The organism is Pectobacterium brasiliense (assembly GCF_013449685.1).
GTDB lineage: Bacteria > Pseudomonadota > Gammaproteobacteria > Enterobacterales > Enterobacteriaceae > Pectobacterium > Pectobacterium brasiliense_A.
Map to the genome: position 1 here is coordinate 333,369 of NZ_JACDSF010000017.1, position 17,623 is coordinate 350,991.

The 17,623-nt window shown below is 50.9% G+C and carries 14 protein-coding genes; 9 read left to right on the top strand and 5 right to left on the bottom strand.

The annotated features are described in order from the left end of the window. Window positions 1-25: 25 nt before the first annotated feature. Entirely contained in the window at window positions 26-454 is a 429-nt protein-coding gene (locus H0248_RS09315; protein WP_010284963.1) for an EamA family transporter, read from the top strand. Window positions 455-517: 63 nt separating this feature from the next. Here H0248_RS09315 and pgm read toward each other — a convergent pair whose 3' ends face one another. Further along, window positions 518-2,161, bottom strand: coding sequence for a phosphoglucomutase (alpha-D-glucose-1,6-bisphosphate-dependent) (gene pgm / locus H0248_RS09320; RefSeq protein ID WP_180785739.1), 1,644 nt, complete (start codon window positions 2,159-2,161; stop codon window positions 518-520). 176 nt (window positions 2,162-2,337) lie between these two features. Further along, a complete protein-coding gene (seqA, locus tag H0248_RS09325) occupies window positions 2,338-2,880 on the bottom strand; it encodes a replication initiation negative regulator SeqA (protein ID WP_180785740.1) in 543 nt (180 codons plus the stop codon). Window positions 2,881-3,140: 260 nt separating this feature from the next. Here seqA and ybfF point away from each other — a divergent pair, with 260 nt between their 5' ends. Together ybfF and ybfE are read left to right on the top strand one after the other, a co-directional pair. Next, the gene (ybfF, locus tag H0248_RS09330; RefSeq protein ID WP_240345953.1) at window positions 3,141-3,908 is read left to right on the top strand and encodes an esterase; all 768 of its coding nucleotides are present in this window, start codon (window positions 3,141-3,143) and stop codon (window positions 3,906-3,908) included. A 289-nt stretch (window positions 3,909-4,197) separates the two neighbouring features. Further along, a complete protein-coding gene (gene ybfE, locus H0248_RS09335) occupies window positions 4,198-4,479 on the top strand; it encodes a LexA regulated protein (protein WP_180785742.1) in 282 nt (93 codons plus the stop codon). Window positions 4,480-4,597: 118 nt separating this feature from the next. Here the strand turns inward: ybfE and H0248_RS09340 are convergent, their stop codons facing one another. Then, on the bottom strand, window positions 4,598-6,265 hold the full coding sequence (locus tag H0248_RS09340) for a methyl-accepting chemotaxis protein (RefSeq protein WP_180785743.1): 1,668 nt from the start codon (window positions 6,263-6,265) through the stop codon (window positions 4,598-4,600). Between the two features lie 886 nt (window positions 6,266-7,151). Between H0248_RS09340 and fldA the strand changes: the two genes are divergently transcribed. Both fldA and fur read left to right on the top strand, forming a co-directional pair. After that, the gene (gene fldA, locus H0248_RS09345) at window positions 7,152-7,679 is read left to right on the top strand and encodes a flavodoxin FldA (protein ID WP_180785744.1); all 528 of its coding nucleotides are present in this window, start codon (window positions 7,152-7,154) and stop codon (window positions 7,677-7,679) included. Window positions 7,680-8,009: 330 nt separating this feature from the next. Beyond that, entirely contained in the window at window positions 8,010-8,459 is a 450-nt protein-coding gene (gene fur, locus H0248_RS09350; protein WP_010285452.1) for a ferric iron uptake transcriptional regulator, read from the top strand. A gap of 63 nt (window positions 8,460-8,522) precedes the next feature. Here fur and glnS read toward each other — a convergent pair whose 3' ends face one another. Together glnS and nagE are read right to left on the bottom strand one after the other, a co-directional pair. Then, complete coding sequence (gene glnS / locus H0248_RS09355) at window positions 8,523-10,181, bottom strand: glutamine--tRNA ligase (RefSeq protein WP_180785745.1); 1,659 nt, start codon at window positions 10,179-10,181, stop codon at window positions 8,523-8,525. A gap of 191 nt (window positions 10,182-10,372) precedes the next feature. Continuing rightward, a complete protein-coding gene (gene nagE, locus H0248_RS09360) occupies window positions 10,373-11,869 on the bottom strand; it encodes an N-acetylglucosamine-specific PTS transporter subunit IIBC (RefSeq protein WP_010285449.1) in 1,497 nt (498 codons plus the stop codon). A gap of 358 nt (window positions 11,870-12,227) precedes the next feature. Between nagE and nagB the strand changes: the two genes are divergently transcribed. The 4 genes from nagB (at window position 12,228) to asnB (ending at window position 17,381) form a co-directional block, all read left to right on the top strand. Further along, complete coding sequence (nagB, locus tag H0248_RS09365) at window positions 12,228-13,028, top strand: glucosamine-6-phosphate deaminase (RefSeq protein WP_180785746.1); 801 nt, start codon at window positions 12,228-12,230, stop codon at window positions 13,026-13,028. An 18-nt stretch (window positions 13,029-13,046) separates the two neighbouring features. Continuing rightward, window positions 13,047-14,192: an N-acetylglucosamine-6-phosphate deacetylase gene (gene nagA / locus H0248_RS09370; protein WP_180785763.1), complete on the top strand. Its 1,146-nt coding sequence runs from the start codon at window positions 13,047-13,049 to the stop codon at window positions 14,190-14,192. Between the two features lie 97 nt (window positions 14,193-14,289). After that, window positions 14,290-15,513, top strand: coding sequence for a DNA-binding transcriptional regulator NagC (gene nagC / locus H0248_RS09375; protein ID WP_180785747.1), 1,224 nt, complete (start codon window positions 14,290-14,292; stop codon window positions 15,511-15,513). A 203-nt stretch (window positions 15,514-15,716) separates the two neighbouring features. Next, entirely contained in the window at window positions 15,717-17,381 is a 1,665-nt protein-coding gene (gene asnB / locus H0248_RS09380; protein WP_180785748.1) for an asparagine synthase B, read from the top strand. Window positions 17,382-17,623 lie beyond the last annotated feature (242 nt).

The following is a 17,623-nucleotide window of genomic DNA, read 5'->3' on the forward strand; positions in this document are numbered from 1 at the left end:
GTCTTTTCTTCAGGAATACGCCGACATGAGTAGTTGGTTAATTTACGCCTTGCTGTCTGCTGTATGTGCCGCCATGGTCGCGATATTTGGCAAGATCGGCCTGCAAAATTTGGACGCCAATACGGCGACCGCAATTCGTGCCGTCATCATGGCACTTTTCCTGGTGGGCGTGGTGGTGGCACAAGGTAAGCTGGCGCTGGTCGGTGAGATTGTCGCCAATAAGAAAGCGCTGTTGTTCATTGTGCTCAGCGGTGTTGCCGGTGCGCTGTCGTGGCTATTTTACTTTGTGGCGTTGAAGAACGGTAACGTCGCACAGGTCGCGCCGATCGATAAGCTCAGCGTGGTCTTCGCGGTCGTGCTGGCAGTCATTCTGCTGGGAGAAAAAATTTCGCTGATGGCGGGAGCCGGCGTGGCGCTGATTTCCGTCGGAGCGCTACTGGTCGCGTTGGGATAAAGGCGTTCTGAGTTTTCTGCCCGTACAAGGTAAAAAAAGGCGCTGCAAGCAGCGCCTTTTCAGTTATTTAGCCGTTGCGAGTACCGCACTGACAATTTCTACCGCTTCTTTCTCGATTCGCTCGCGGTGTTCAGCCCCGAGGAAACTTTCACAGTAGATCTTGTAGGCTTCTTCCGTACCGGAAGGGCGCGCGGCAAACCAGCCGTTTTCCGTCATCACTTTCAGGCCACCAATCGATGCACCGTTACCCGGCGCAGCGGTCAGGCGTGCAGTAATCGGATCGCCCGCCAGCGTGCTGGCTGATACTTGCTCAGGCGATAGCTTGGACAGCACCGCTTTTTGCGCATGCGTCGCGGAAGCCTGAATACGGTTGTAGCTCGGCGCACCAAAACGCTGTGCCAGCTCATCATAGTGCTGCTGCGGGTTTTTACCCGTCACGGCCGTAATTTCCGCCGCTAGCAGACACAGGATGATGCCGTCTTTGTCCGTCGACCACGGCGTGCCATCAAAGCGCAGGAAAGACGCCCCCGCACTCTCTTCACCACCGAAGCCAAAGCTGCCGTCATACAGGCCATCAACGAACCATTTGAAGCCAACCGGTACTTCCACCAGCTTACGACCCAAATCTGCCACCACGCAGTCGATCATCGCACTGGATACCAGCGTTTTACCGACAGCAACCGACTGTCCCCATTGAGGACGGTGCTGGAACAGATAGTTGATCGCCACCGCCAGATAATGGTTCGGGTTCATCAGCCCAGAAGGCGTGACAATACCGTGGCGGTCATAGTCAGGATCGTTGGCAAACGCCAGATCGAATTTGTCACGCAGCGCCAGCAGCCCAGCCATCGCGAATTCTGACGAGCAATCCATACGGATTACCCCGTCGTGATCCAGCGACATAAAGCGGAATGTCTGATCGACGGCATCGTTCACCAGCGTCAGATCCAGCTTGTAGTGATCTGCGATACGCTGCCAGTAGGCAATGCCGGAACCGCCCAGCGGGTCGACGCCCAGCTTCAGACCGGCGCGTTGGATCGCCGCCATGTCCACCACGCTGGCCAGTCCTTCGACATAAGCCTGAACCAGATCCTGTTCATGGACGTGTCCGCTGTTCAATGCCTGATCCAGCGTAATTCGCTTCACGTCGCGCAGTTCATCCGCCAGCAACGCGTTCGCACGCGTCTCAATCACACTGGTCAGGTTGGTATCCGCAGGGCCACCGTTCGGCGGATTATATTTGATCCCGCCATCTTCCGGCGGATTGTGGGACGGCGTAATCACAATGCCGTCTGCCAGCGCACCGCCCTGACGATTGTGAACCAGAATCGCGTTAGACACCGCAGGCGTTGGCGTAAAACCATTATCCAACTGAACGATCACATCCACGCCGTTGGCGGCCAGCACCTCAAGCACGGAGATAAACGCCGGCTCGGAGAGCGCATGAGTGTCTTTACCGACATAGCACGGGCCGCTGATGCCTTGCTTTTTACGCTCTTCTGCAATCGCCTGCGCAATCGCCAGAATGTGCGGTTCATTAAAGCTATGACGTCCCGCGCTACCGCGATGACCAGACGTACCGAATTTCACCGCGTGCGCTGTGTTGCCGACTTCCGGGCGCAGCACATAATATTGTGACGTTAACTGTGCCACATTAATCAAATCGCTCTGCCGGGCAGGCTGTCCGGCCCTTGGGTGATTAGCCATTGGCGCTTCTCCCTAACGCTGTAGTTAGATAAGTGGTTGATATATCCGTCATACTTCAAGCTGCTTGTGCGTTGGCTGCCCTTACTCACTCCAGTCACTTACTTATGTAAGATCCTGGAGACTCGTGCGGTTGCCGCCTTCACGCAACTCGAATTATTTAGGCTATAGATAAATAATTAGATAGTGCCGCACACTTTTTCTGTCAGTTCCGCAGGGAACTGCATCGTCAGCATGATGTGCTCAACCATGCTGCGTTTACGACCGGTATTCGTGTTGGTAATCACCCAGTATGGCGTGCCCGGAATATGTTTGGGCTTGGTGTGTGTGCCATGCTGAAGCAATGTTTGCTGGTCGCCCGCGAAATAGACGCGGGTGCGGCCATGAAGAGATTCTGTCGCGGCAGCAAATTCCTGCGGCGATAAGGTATACAGCGTGGACAGAACCAGCATAAAGCGATTGATAGCTTTATTCTGTTCAGCGTATTCATCCGACAGCAGCAGCTCACGCAGGGTTCGTACCCGATCGCGCGGGCTCGGTGCAGCGGCAGGCTGAGACGTCGTCGTTATTGTTGTGGCAGTCGCTACCGCAAGCGTTGTGACAGGCTGCCCAGCAGTAAATTTCAGCATGCGCCGTAAAATATCTGATGCGCTCTCACCAATATGCTGTGTGTGGCTGGCAATATAACGATAAAGCTCTTCGTCGACTTCAATAGTTTTCATCTTTATCCAGTGCTGTTTTTACCCATTACCATGCAAATTACAGAGACGTTTCCCTTCTGTAACCCGACATCGATGGGTAGATGACTCAAATCAAAAGGATTATACAGGCGTTCAAACATTATCGAACAGCGGCATAATGGGACAATAGCAAAAGTCAGACTATGCCCCAATGCCTTTCATTCCTTGCTGCCCCTTCAGCGACAACATTCATTCTAAAGTCATGATACCCTAAGCCCATGTCTCTCTGAATGAACTTCACCATGAAATTGAATCATCGTAGGCTTTATGCGCACCAGCCCACAGATAAGCTCCCTGTTGTCCTGATTCATGGCCTGTTTGGTACATTAGATAACCTTGGCGTATTGGGCCGGGATTTGCAAAACACGCATGACATTCTGCAAATCGATTTACGCAATCACGGTTTGTCGCCGCGTTCATCGCAGATGAACTACCCCGCGATGGCGCAGGATGTGCTGGCATTACTGGATGAACTGAACATCGAACGCGCTATCGTTATTGGGCATTCAATGGGCGGAAAAGTCGCCATGGCGCTCAGCGCGCTCATTCCCGAACGCTTGGACAAGCTGGTCGCCATTGATATCGCACCGGTGGATTATCAGGTGCGTCGCCACGACACTATCTTTACCGCGCTGCGTGCCGTAACGGAAGCGGGCGTGACATCACGCGCAGAAGCGACAACACTCATGCGCCAGCACATAAAGGAAGACGGCGTCATTCAGTTTTTGCTGAAATCCTTCCAACAGGGAGAGTGGCGTTTTAACGTGCCGGTTCTGTGGGATGAGTACGAAAACATCGTTGGCTGGCAAGAGGTTCCGGCTTGGCAAGGCCCCATCCTGTTCATTCGCGGCGGCGATTCTCCCTATCTGGACGATGCCTACCGCGATGCGCTATTGCGTCAATTCCCGGCAGCTCGTGCGCATGTGATCAGCGGTGCTGGACACTGGGTTCACTCAGAAAAACCCGATGCGGTTTTGCGTGCTATCCACCGTTTTCTGGACACGAATTAACCAGACGACACTGACACTGGCGGATTCATGATAACGGCGGCAGTTAACCGTTGTCGCCGCCAGTGCGGCTAGGGTATGATGGCGACCGCAGTAGAGGGACGGCTGATTCAGCCACAAGCATTGTAACCACTTCATCAAAATGCACGCATCACCCCCAACATGTTTCACAGATAGAAAACCGCCACCTGACAATCCTGTAGCAGGATGAGAATAGGCATCGGTTGTCTCTTTTGAACAAGACGGGCCGCGCGGTGTATTTTGGTCCGAATACCTTGCAGTATCATTACTTATGGCAAAAGAACAAACGGATCGCACCACACTGGATCTGTTCGCAGACGAGCGTCGTCCGGGCCGCCCCAAGACCAACCCGCTCACGCGTGACGAACAACTAAGAATCAACAAGCGTAATCAACTACGTCGCGATAAAGTTCGTGGGTTGCGCCGTGTTGAATTAAAGATCAACAGCGACGCCGTCAATATCCTGAACAGCCTTGCTGAAGAGCGGAACATTAGCCGCAGTGAATTGATTGAAGAGATGCTGCTGGCGCAGTTGGCCGGACAGCAATCCTGATTGACGTAACCTGATATTTATAAATAACTTAAGCATTCACATCTTGTGCGGCGCCATTTCTGACGCCGCCTGAACATTCACCCAAGATTACACACGCTATCTCAGATTAAAACGACGCTTAGAATTTTTCCCAGTTGTCGTTACTGGGCGGTAGCGCCTTGCTTGCACGCGGGGCAATTGCCGACGTTTTCTGCACCGGTTTTGCCGCCACTTGCAGTCCTGACTGCGTATCGGACAGTTGGAACAGCGATACAGTCTGGTTCAACAGCGCCGCCTGCTCTTCCAGCGACAAGGCTGCTGACGAGGCCTGTTCAACCAAGGCCGCGTTTTGCTGCGTTACGCTGTCCATTTCTGCCACGGCCTGACCAACCTGTGCAATCCCTTTACTTTGTTCTTCCGATGCCGACGCAATTTCGCCCATGATATCCGTCACGTTAGTCACCGCACGAACGATATCCTGCATGGTGTCACCCGCATCGCTAACCAGATTGGAGCCGGTATCCACACAGCGAACAGACTCAGAAATCAGCCCTTCAATCTCTTTCGCTGCCTGCGCACTGCGCTGCGCCAGGCTGCGGACTTCGCCCGCCACCACGGCAAACCCACGGCCTTGTTCACCCGCACGCGCCGCTTCTACCGCCGCGTTCAGCGCCAGAATATTGGTCTGGAACGCGATACCGTTAATCACAGTGGTGATCTCTGCGATTTTTCTCGAGCTGCCGGAGATTTCCGACATAGTTTTCACCACGTTCTCAACGATTTCACCGCCCTTCTTCGCCGTTGTCGAGGCTTGCAATGCTAGTTGGCTGGCATGGTTGGCGTTTTCGGCGTTCTGTTTCACCGTTGCCGTCAGTTGCTCCATGCTCGCCGCGGTTTCTTCCAGCGCGGAAGCCTGCTCTTCGGTACGTGAAGACAGATCGTTGTTGCCTGCGGCAATCTCAGAAGCGCCCTGATAGATGGAATCCGTGCTGTTTCTGATCGTGCTAACCGTGCTGGCCAAACTCCCCTGCATTTCACGCAGCAATGGGAACAAACGACCCACACAGTTATTACCAAAGTCCAGAATCGGTTTACCCAAATGACCAGAGGCAATCGCGCTAAAGTGATAACGCAGATCGTTCAATGGACGAACCAGACACATCACCAGATAGCGGTCGGTCAGAAACAGCATAATCAGACCGATAACCAATCCACTCAGTAAAATGTTCTGCCCAATCGTGGTGATTTGTTCAAAACGAACACCCGCTGCATCAAATTTCTCTGCGCTGGCGTTACTGAATGCGGAGAGAGAGACGCCAAACTGACGGCTCAATGGTGGCACAACGTTCTTGGCCTGATTTTGGTAGTCATCCAGCGCGTTGGAAGCGGCCTTCTGGTAAAGCGGTTCAACCCCCTGAGTCACCAGGTCATTCCAGTCACGGCTGACCGCCTGTACCAGCGCAGCATCCAGATCCGCATGATCGATAGCATTAAACGCCACCAAATCTGATTTCAGTTTATCCAGCGCGACAAGTGCAGAAGCCTGCTCTTTATCTGCGGTGGCATTATCACCGCTGCGACGAGCGTCAACCGCACGCGCCAGACGGGTTACCATACGGAAATATTGATCGTTGCCCTGGTTGATAAAATTCATGTTCTGAACCAACAAAGTGCTGGTTTTTGAGGTCGCCGTCATCTCTTTAAAAGAGAACATGGTATATATCGATACGCCACCCCAAAGAACACAAAAAATACCCAGCACCCACAGCATCGCGGTTCTGATGGCAATATTTTTTATAAGTTTCATAGCTCACTCCAAATCAGGAAAATGGTTAAAAAGATTTTTATCGCTAATCAACCGATATGAATCAGAAAATTCACACCATGAAACAAGTCACTTCTCCCTAGCGTTCACATTTCACCGAGTTGAAAACTCAAAAACCACGCTAACTCATCGGCTAAATACAGAAAATATTTAGCGTTATTGCTATATTTATTAATATAATTTTTCATGCTGGAAATAAATTCACCTATTTTTATAAATATAGGTTTTCTAATCATAGCGTTGCAAGCGAATACGCTGCCGTTCGTGTTCTGCGGGCGTTGGCATGCATATATCATTAGGCGGCAAGGCCGTTTGAGTGCCACTTCATTTTATTCTTTAACATCAAAAGAATAAAACCATCCCTTATAGGTTCCCATCGATTTAGTTGCAAATGGTTATAATTCTTATTTCCATTCATTAAGAATATTCCCGAGAAATGTTACAGGTTTTCAATTCTATAAAAACATTATCTTTTGTATGCATTTTAATTCCTCGCAAATAGTAATATGCCATTCCGTGATTTTTATTCCTCACAAACAGAAGCCTGCTTTTAATTACAATTGAAACAAATCATAAAATAAAAACCACATTCATAAAAAATGAAACGCCGTTATAAATAAATATCTGCAACGCTATTAAAGAAATGTGGGCGTAATCTCAGACGATAACATAATCCTTACTCATTATAGGGAATTTAGTATCAACAGATGAGATTTTCGTTTTCTTACTTACCTCGCATTCCACACACTCTTGATTTACGCATCCTTACCGATACGAGTTTCTCCCGATGTGAGTGTCTGTTATTATTAACAGATAAGTGGGTGAAATATTACACCATACCATTAGGAATCAAGAGGTTATTCAATTCATGGCACTCATCGGAATATTCTTTGGCAGTGATACTGGCAACACTGAAAACATCGCCAAAACGATTCAACAGCAGTTAGGCACCAACGTCGCTGATGTTCATGACATCGCCAAAAGCAGCAAAGAAGACCTCGAAGGTTTCGATATTCTGCTGCTAGGTATTCCAACCTGGTATTACGGTGAAGCTCAGTGCGATTGGGATGACTTCTTCCCGTCGCTGGAAGAAGTGGATTTCACAGGAAAATTGGTTGCCCTGTTTGGCTGCGGCGATCAGGAAGATTATGCAGAATACTTCTGTGATGCCATGGGCACCATCCGTGACATCATCGAGCCTCGCGGCGCGACGATTGTCGGCCACTGGCCAACAGAGGGCTATTACTTTGAAGCCTCTAAAGGGCTCGCCGACGACAATCACTTCATCGGCCTGGCTATCGATGAAGACCGCCAGCCTGAACTAACCAGCGAACGCGTAACAACGTGGGTGAAACAGATCAGCGATGAGCTGAACCTTGAAGAACTGGTTGGCTAAGCCATTTCGGCTCTGATAATCCCTATCAGAGCCGAAAACAGCATTGATAGATAAAACCTTTCATAATAATTGATACATTTTTTTAACTTCTATCAGTAAACCTGTACAATAATCCCATCGGCTTTGTATGTGCATCATCATTTCCTCATTCATCAACAACGCATTGCGTTGTATACCAATAGTGTGAATGGGGACAATATTGTTAACATTCCCTTGTTTTCATTTTGTATGCGCGGTTCTATAATTGAGACGCTTTTGCATTTTTTGAGCCGACCGATGTCATAGGCTAGGCAGCCTCCATTGATAAGTAAGCAACAGGATTAAACCCGCATGACTGACAACAATACCGCATTAAAGAAGGCCGGCCTGAAAGTCACTCTTCCAAGACTGAAAATACTGGAAGTGTTACAGGACCCTGTCTGCCATCACGTCAGTGCGGAAGATTTATATAAGAAACTGATTGATATGGGCGAAGAGATTGGTCTTGCTACCGTCTATCGCGTACTCAACCAGTTTGATGATGCGGGTATCGTAACCCGTCATAACTTCGAAGGTGGCAAATCCGTCTTTGAATTGACGCAGCAGCATCATCACGATCACTTAATTTGCCTCGACTGTGGCAAAGTCATTGAATTCCGCGATGAATATATCGAAGCACGTCAGCGTGAGATCGCAGAAAGACACGGCATTAAACTGTCCAACCACAGTCTGTATCTTTATGGGCATTGCAGTGAAGGGGATTGCCGAGAGGATGAAACCCTGCACGATTCCACACGATAAATCGACCGCATAAAAAAATAAAACCGCCGAGGCGGTTTTATTTTTGTCTTCTTACCGGTGGCCTTAGCCTACCCAGGTATCACGTAGCCCAACCGTACGGTTAAACACCAGATGTTCTGCACTGGAGTAAACGCGGTCAGCACAGAAATAACCTTCACGCTCAAACTGATACGCTTTCTCTGCTTCCGCCTGCGCCAGGCTTGCTTCTACAAAACCTTGCGTAATTTTCAGTGAATCTGGATTAATCGTCGACAGGAAGTCGTCCGCCGCGCCCGGGTTTGCCACACTGAACAGGCGATCGTACAAGCGGAATTCAGCTGGTATCGCGTGTGCCGCAGAAACCCAGTGGATAACGCCTTTCACTTTACGGCCATCAGCCGGATCTTTGCTCAGCGTTTCTGCATCATAGCTACAGTAGATTGTGGTGATAGTACCCTGCTCGTCTTTTTCAATGCGTTCTGCTTTGATCACATAAGCGTTACGCAGACGCACTTCTTTACCCAGCACCAGACGCTTGTACTGCTTGTTAGCTTCTTCACGGAAGTCAGCACGATCGATGTAAACTTCGCGGCTGAATGCGACCTGACGTGAACCCATTTCTGGCTTGTTCGGATGGTTTGGCATCGCGACAAACTCTTCGTGCTCGGCTGACAGATTCTCGATCACGACTTTGACCGGATCCAGCACCGCCATGGCACGCGGCGCGTTCTCATTCAGGTCATCGCGAATACAGGACTCAAGCGCGGCCATTTCCACGTTGTTATCCTGCTTCGTTACGCCGATGCGCACACAGAATTCACGGATAGAGGCTGCGCTGTAACCACGACGACGCAGACCAGAGATGGTCGGCATACGCGGATCGTCCCATCCTTCAACGACGTTTTCCACAACCAGCTGGTTCAGCTTACGCTTGGACATAATCGCGTATTCAAGATTGAGGCGGGAGAACTCGTACTGACGTGGATGGCAAGGAATAGTGATGTTATCCAGCACCCAGTCATACAGACGGCGGTTGTCCTGGAATTCCAGCGTACACAGCGAATGCGTGATCCCTTCCAGCGCATCGGAAATGCAGTGGGTGAAGTCATACATCGGGTAGATGCACCACTTGTTGCCGGTCTGGTGATGATCGGCAAATTTAATGCGATACAACACCGGATCGCGCATCACGATAAAGGATGATGCCATATCGATTTTTGCACGCAGACAGGCCGTACCTTCCGCAAACCCACCGTTACGCATTTTTTCAAACAGCGCCAGGTTTTCCTGTACGGTACGATCGCGGTAAGGGCTGTTTTTTCCCGGTGCCGTCAGCGTACCGCGGTATTCGCGAATCTGCTCAGGCGTCAGTTCATCAACGTAAGCCAGCCCTTTACCGATCAGCTCAACCGCATAAGCGTGCAGTTGATCGAAATAATCAGAAGAATAGCGAACGTCGCCGCTCCATGAAAAACCCAGCCACTCGACGTCACGTTTGATCGACTCAACGTACTCGATGTCTTCTTTTACCGGATTGGTATCGTCAAAACGCAGGTTGCATTGCCCCTGATAGTCACGCGCGATACCAAAATTCAGGCAAATAGACTTTGCATGCCCAATATGCAGATAGCCGTTCGGCTCTGGCGGGAAACGCGTCTGAATATGGTCATGCTTACCGGACGCCAGATCTTCATCAATAATCTGACGGATAAAGTTGGTTGGGCGGGCTTCAGCCTCACTCATTCTTCATTCCTCAATGCTAAAACGACGTATAACCGACAATGATCCAACAAGCTACGCTGGGAAACAACCGTTAGTTTCATTTAATTATTCATAACGAAAAAAAAGGGCGAGATTGCTATCTCACCCTATCCATTTCATCGGTATAACACCGCGTTAAACGATCAACATCGTCGTATTACGCCTTGTCATACTTATATCTTGTCATACTCGGCTTTCAACGCGGTCGCTATCGATTCAGCCTGCGTACCTACCACAATCTGTACGCTCTGCTTATTCAGACGAATAACACCCGCCGCACCAAGACGTTTTGCCTGTGCATCATCAACCAGAGAAGAATCAGCCACGTTCAAACGCAGACGTGTGATACAGGCATCAATGCCCGTCAGATTGGCTTTTCCGCCAAGCGCCTGCAAATAGCCCCGCGCCAGCGTCGCCGTATCGCTTGATTTCTCGCCCGCAGACGCCGTGCTCACGTCATAGCCATCGGCTTCGCTACCGCTCACTGCCAGCTCACGTCCTGGCGTTAACAGATTGAAGCGAGTGATGGTAAAGCGGAACACCACATAGTAAATGACGAAGAATACCAGCCCCTGTGCAAGCAACATGTACCACTGAGTGGCCAGCGGGTTACGTGAGGACAGCACCATATCGACGAGCCCCGCACTGAAACCAAAACCGGCAATCCAATGCATACTGGCCGCGATAAAGACAGAAAAACCGGTCAGCAGCGCATGCAGGAAATACAACACCGGCGCAACAAACATAAAGGAGAATTCCAGCGGCTCGGTGATCCCGGTAAAGAAGGAAGCAAATGCCGCCGCCAGCATAATCCCGGCCACTTTGCTTTTGTTTTCAGGGCGTGCGCAGTGATAAATCGCCAGCGCGGCACCCGGCAAACCGAACATCATAATCGGGAAGAAGCCTGCCTGATAACGTCCGGTGATCCCCACGACAGCTTTACCAGAATCGATAGACTGTTGGCCGGCCAGGAAGTTAGGAATATCGTTGATACCCGCGACATCAAACCAGAACACGGAATTCAGCGCATGGTGCAATCCAACAGGAATCAACAAGCGGTTAAAGAAGGCATAAACCCCAGCGCCGACCGACCCCATCTGTTGAATGTGTTCACCGAACGACACCAGCGCATTGTAAATCACCGGCCAGACGTACATTAAAATGAACGCCACCAGAATCATCAGGAAAGAAACCAGAATCGGAACCAAACGGCGTCCGCTGAAGAACGACAGCGCCTTAGGCAACTCAACCTGACTGAAGCGGTTATACAGTTCGGCGGACATGACACCGACCAGAATCCCGATGAACTGGTTTTCAATCTTGCCAAAGGCGGCGGGTACCTGTTCAACGGGGATCCGTTGGATCATGGCAACAACGGCCGGTGAACACAGCGTGGTCAGCACTAGATAACCGACAAAACCGGTCAATGCCGCCGCACCATCTTTATCTTTCGACATACCGTACGCGACACCGACAGCAAACAGCACGGCCATATGTCCGATAATCGCCTCACCCGATTTGATGAGGAGTGCCGCCAACGCGTTCTCGCTTCCCCAGCCAACCGGATCAATCCAGTAACCTATCCCCATCAGGATAGCGGCAGCAGGCAGCGTCGCAACAGGCACCATCAATGCCCGACCGACTTTTTGTAAATAGCTCAGAGTACTCACTTTTCCCTCTCTTACCTTTGCGAGGTAATGAAATGTTGTGGGGCAAACAAACCTGCCAATAAATTTCACTGCCGAAGAACGTCGCTGTAGAAAACGTCATTGTCGAGAAAACGTGGCAGCGGTGGTTCTTAGGGGGAGTGTAAGAAAAATAATTCGCTACACAAATTAAACCCCGTAATTATGTGATAAAAATCACCAAAAAACTGCATACAAAAAGTTTATACCTGAATAAAACCCCAACTTATTTCAAGATTAAAAAAAACGGAGTAGACTAATTTTAATGCATAGACAAAACGCGCAACTGGCGCGATTTGCGCAATAACGTATTTAATTCCACTAAAAAATCAGGAGAGCGCCGATGAGACTCATTCCTTTAACCACCGCCGCCGACGTCGGAAAATGGGCCGCCCGCCACATCGTTGAGAAAATTAACGCTTTCAAGCCCAGCGCAGAGCGCCCTTTTATTCTGGGATTGCCGACGGGAAGTTCACCGCTGGAGGCCTACAAATCGCTGGTCGCCATGCACAAAGCCGGTCTGGTGAGCTTCAAACACGTTGTCACCTTCAATATGGATGAATATGTCGGCCTGCCGACCGACCATCCAGAAAGCTATCATACCTTCATGCATCAAAATTTCTTCAACCACGTTGATATTCCCCGTGAAAACATTAACCTGTTGAACGGCAACGCAGAAGACACCACAGCAGAATGTCACCGTTATGAAGAGAAAATAAAGTCCTACGGGAAAATTCATCTTTTCATGGGCGGCGTGGGCAATGATGGACATATCGCCTTCAATGAACCCGCCTCCTCTCTGGCCTCCCGCACCCGCATCAAAACGTTGACGGAAGAAACCCGTATCGCCAATTCCCGTTTCTTCGGCGGGGACGTCAGTCTGGTGCCTAAATTTGCCCTGACCGTGGGCGTCGGTACGCTGCTGGATGCCGAAGAAGTGATGATTCTGGTGACCGGTCGTAACAAGGCGCAGGCGCTACAGGCTGCGGTAGAAGGCAACGTTAACCATATGTGGACCATCAGCTGTCTGCAACTTCACGCCAAAGCCATCATGGTTTGTGACGAGCCTTCAACCATGGAGCTGAAGGTCAAAACCGTTAAATATTTCCGTGAGTTAGAAACGGAAAGCATGAAAAATCTCTAACCGATGCGGGAGTCGATGATGTACGCGTTAACCCATAGCCGGATCTTCACTGGCCACCAGATTCTGGATAATCACGCTGTCGTGATCGCCGATGGGCTGATCGAGCGAGTCTGCCCACTTGCCGAGCTTCCTGCCGGCATTGAACAACACGACCTGAGCGGCACGTTCCTCGCGCCGGGTTTTATCGATCTCCAGTTGAACGGCTGCGGCGGCGTGCAGTTCAACGACTCGCTGGACACGATCTCCGTCAAGACATTGGAGATCATGCAGCAGGCGAACGAGCGTTCAGGCTGTACCAGTTTTTTACCTACGCTGATTACCTCCAGCGATGCATTTATGAAGCACAGCATCGATGTGATGAGAGACTGGTTGGCGCAGAATAAGCATCAGGCACTTGGGCTGCATCTCGAAGGTCCTTGGCTGAATGTCCTCAAGAAAGGCACGCATGACCCTGTCTTTATCCGCAAACCAACGCAAGAGTTGGTCGACTTCCTGTGCGCTAACGCGGATGCCATTACGAAAATCACGCTAGCACCGGAAGAAGTCGAACCGTCGGTTATCCGCCAGCTAACGGCTGCGGGCATTATCGTCTCTGCCGGGCATTCCAACGCCACCTGGGAACAGGCAAAGCGGGGTTTTGCCGCTGGTATTCGTTTCGCTACCCACCTGTTCAACGCCATGCCGTATCTGACCGGCCGCGAACCCGGATTGGTCGGCGCGATTTACGACGCCCCAGAAGTCTATTGCGGTATTATCGCGGATGGACGACACGTTGACTGGGCCACTATTCGCAACAGTAAACGTATCAAGGGCGATAAGTTGGTGCTGGTGACCGACGCCACGGCACCGGCCGGTGCGGATATTGACCAGTTCATTTTTGCTGGTAAAACCATATACTACCGTGATGGTATTTGTGTCGATGAACACGGCACCCTGAGCGGTTCGGCACTGACCATGATCGACGCCGTACGTAATAGCGTCGAACACGCTGGCATCGCGCTGGATGAGGCGATTCGGATGGCAACGCTCTACCCTGCGCGCGCCATCGGCGTGGATAAGCAGTTAGGCAGTATTGAAAGCGGTAAAGTGGCCAACCTGACCGTCTTTGACCGTGACTATCACATTCTCAAGACGTTTGTTAACGGTAATCCTGTTTGGGGATAAAACGAGAAACGCCTTGGGGTAAAACGGAAATACGTTGGGGTAAACGGAGATAAGGTTTATCCCAACGTTGAGTTAAACCTAAGCGAGTAACTTTTTAATGACCACAGGCGGACAAGCGCAGATAGGGAATGTCGATCTGGTTAAGCAATTAAACAGCGCGGTGGTTTACCGCCTGATTGACCAGCAGGGTCCGATCTCGCGGATTCAGATAGCAGAACAAAGCCAGCTTGCCCCCGCCAGCGTGACCAAAATCACCCGCCAGCTTCTGGAACGAGGGCTCATCAAAGAAGTCGATCAACAGGCTTCCACCGGCGGCAGACGTGCCATTTCGATTATCACCGAAAACCGCCCTTTCCATACCATAGCGGTACGCCTTGGTCGCTATGACGTCACCATTGCGCTGTACGATTTGCAGGGAAAAGCGCTGGAAGAAGCACACTACGATCTGCAAGAAAAAACGCAGGAGTCGCTAGAAGCCGCACTCTTTCACGTTATCAGCGGCTTTATCGCCAGCCATCAGCGCCGTATTCGCGAGCTCATTGCGATCTCGGTTGTGCTGCCGGGGCTGGTTGATCCTGTTGCAGGCATCGTCCGCTATATGCCACATATCAGCGTAAATAACTGGCAACTGGTCAAAAATCTGCAACGCCACTTTAACGTCACCAGCTTTGTCGGTCACGATATCCGCAGCCTGGCGCTGGCAGAACACTATTTCGGTGCCACCCACGATTCACTGGATTCTATTCTGGTACGCGTCCATCGCGGAACTGGCGCGGGTATTCTCGTCAACGGGCAGATTTTTCTCGGCAGTAACGGCAACGTGGGCGAGATCGGCCATATTCAGATCGATCCACTTGGCGATCGCTGCCACTGCGGCAATTTCGGCTGTCTGGAAACCGTCGTCGCCAACGCCGCCATTGAGCAACGCGTACAGCACCTGCTGGGTCAGGGCTACCCCAGCAAGCTTTCTATCGATAGCTGTTCGATTTCTGCAATTTGCAAAGCGGCAAACCGTGGTGATGCCCTCGCCCGTGAAGTTATCGAACAGGCCGGACTCAATCTGGGCAAAGCGCTGTCCATCGCCATCAACCTGTTCAATCCTCAGAAAGTCGTGATTGCCGGTGAAATCACTGAAGCAGAAAAAACGCTGCTTCCCGCGATCCAACGCTGCATCAACGCGCAGGTGCTGAAAGAATTTCGTCACAACCTGCCGATTGAGATCTCCAGCCTCAACCATCTTTCCGCTATCAGTGCGTTCGCCCTGGTCAAACGGGCGATGCTAAACGGCGTGCTGCTACAGCAATTGCTTGAAAACGCCTGATCCCCTTTCGGGCCGGATTATGTAATCCCTAAAAATCCGGCCTTTCCCTTCTATGAATTTGACGAATCCACACCAAAAAACCGAATAAATTAACGAAACACCACACGGATGGCTTTTTTCATTAAATAATATTGAATTCCTATGGCACTTTGATGCTAAATCAATGGCACTGAGTTCGAATCTGTCATTACTGGGAGTCATGTATGTGTTCTATTTTTGGTGTGCTTGATCTGAAAAGCGATCCTGTTGAACTGCGTAAGAAAGCGCTGGAGTTATCCCGTTTGATGCGTCACCGCGGGCCAGACTGGTCCGGCGTTTATGCCAGCGACAAAGCCATTCTGGCTCACGAACGTCTGTCTATCGTTGACGTCAACACGGGCGCACAGCCGCTTTACAACGCCGAGAGCACCCACATTCTGGCCGTTAACGGTGAAATTTATAACCATCAGGCATTGCGTCAGCAATACGGTGATCGTTACGCGTTCCAGACTGGCTCCGACTGCGAAGTAATTCTGGCGCTGTATCAGGAAAAAGGCCCAGAATTCCTGGATGAACTGCGCGGCATGTTCGCCTTTGCCCTGTATGACAGCGAAAAAGACGCCTACCTGATTGGCCGTGACCACCTCGGCATCATCCCGCTGTACATGGGTTACGATGAGCACGGCAACCTGTATGTCGCTTCTGAAATGAAAGCGCTGGTGCCGGTTTGCCGCACCATCAAAGAATTCCCGGCTGGCAGCTACCTGTGGAGCAAAGACGGCGAAATTCGCGAGTATTACCAGCGCGACTGGTTTGATTACGACGCCGTAAAAGACAACGAAACGGATAAAGAAGCGCTGCGCGATGCGCTGGAAGAAGCGGTGAAAAGCCACCTGATGTCTGACGTGCCCTACGGCGTGTTGCTCTCTGGCGGTCTGGATTCCTCCGTTATCTCAGCAATCACCAAAAAATATGCGGCACGTCGCGTAGAAGATGACGAGCGTAGTGAAGCCTGGTGGCCTCAGTTGCACTCTTTCGCCGTCGGTTTGGAAGGTGCACCAGATTTGAAAGCCGCGCAAGAAGTCGCTAACCACTTGGGCACCGTGCACCACGAAATTCACTTCACCGTGCAGGAAGGGCTGGATGCGATTCGCGACGTGATTTATCACATCGAAACCTATGACGTCACCACGATTCGCGCCTCAACGCCGATGTACCTGATGTCCCGTAAAATCAAAGCCATGGGCATCAAGATGGTGCTGTCAGGCGAAGGGTCTGACGAAGTGTTCGGCGGTTACCTCTATTTCCACAAAGCGCCAAACGCCAAAGAATTGCATGAAGAAACCGTGCGTAAGCTGCTGGCACTGCACCAGTACGACTGCGCCCGTGCGAACAAAGCGATGTCAGCCTGGGGTGTGGAAGCTCGCGTACCGTTCCTGGACAAAAACTTCCTCGATGTCGCGATGCGCATCAACCCACGCGACAAAATGTGTGGCAACGGCAAGATGGAAAAACACATCCTGCGCGAGTGCTTTGAATCTTATCTGCCGCACAGCGTTGCATGGCGCCAGAAAGAACAGTTCTCTGACGGCGTAGGCTACAGCTGGATTGATACGCTGAAAGAAGTAGCGGCTCAACAGGTTACCGATCAGCAGTTGGAGACAGCTCGCTTCCGCTTCCCGTACAACACGCCAGGCTCCAAAGAAGCGTATTTGTACCGTGAAATCTTCGAAGAGCTGTTCCCGGTTCCAAGCGCAGCAGAATGCGTACCGGGTGGCCCGTCTGTCGCCTGTTCGTCAGCTAAAGCGATTGAGTGGGATGAATCTTTCAAGAAACTGGATGATCCATCAGGCCGTGCGGTTGGCGTACACCAGTCAGCCTACAAATAATTCGATTTAATTTCTTCAATCAACGGGCCTTTCATGGCCCGTCTTTGTATGCTTAATTGACTGGGAATGCGTGCTTTTTGGCGTTTTTCTCACCATACTGTTCACAACCCAAACAAACGGTACATTGAGGGCACTTTTCGGGAAAAAACTAGTTGACGCAATTAGGCCAACTACGCATAATGCGCCCCGCAACGCCGATGAAGGTGACGCGGAAAAGATGGCTACGTAGCTCAGCTGGTTAG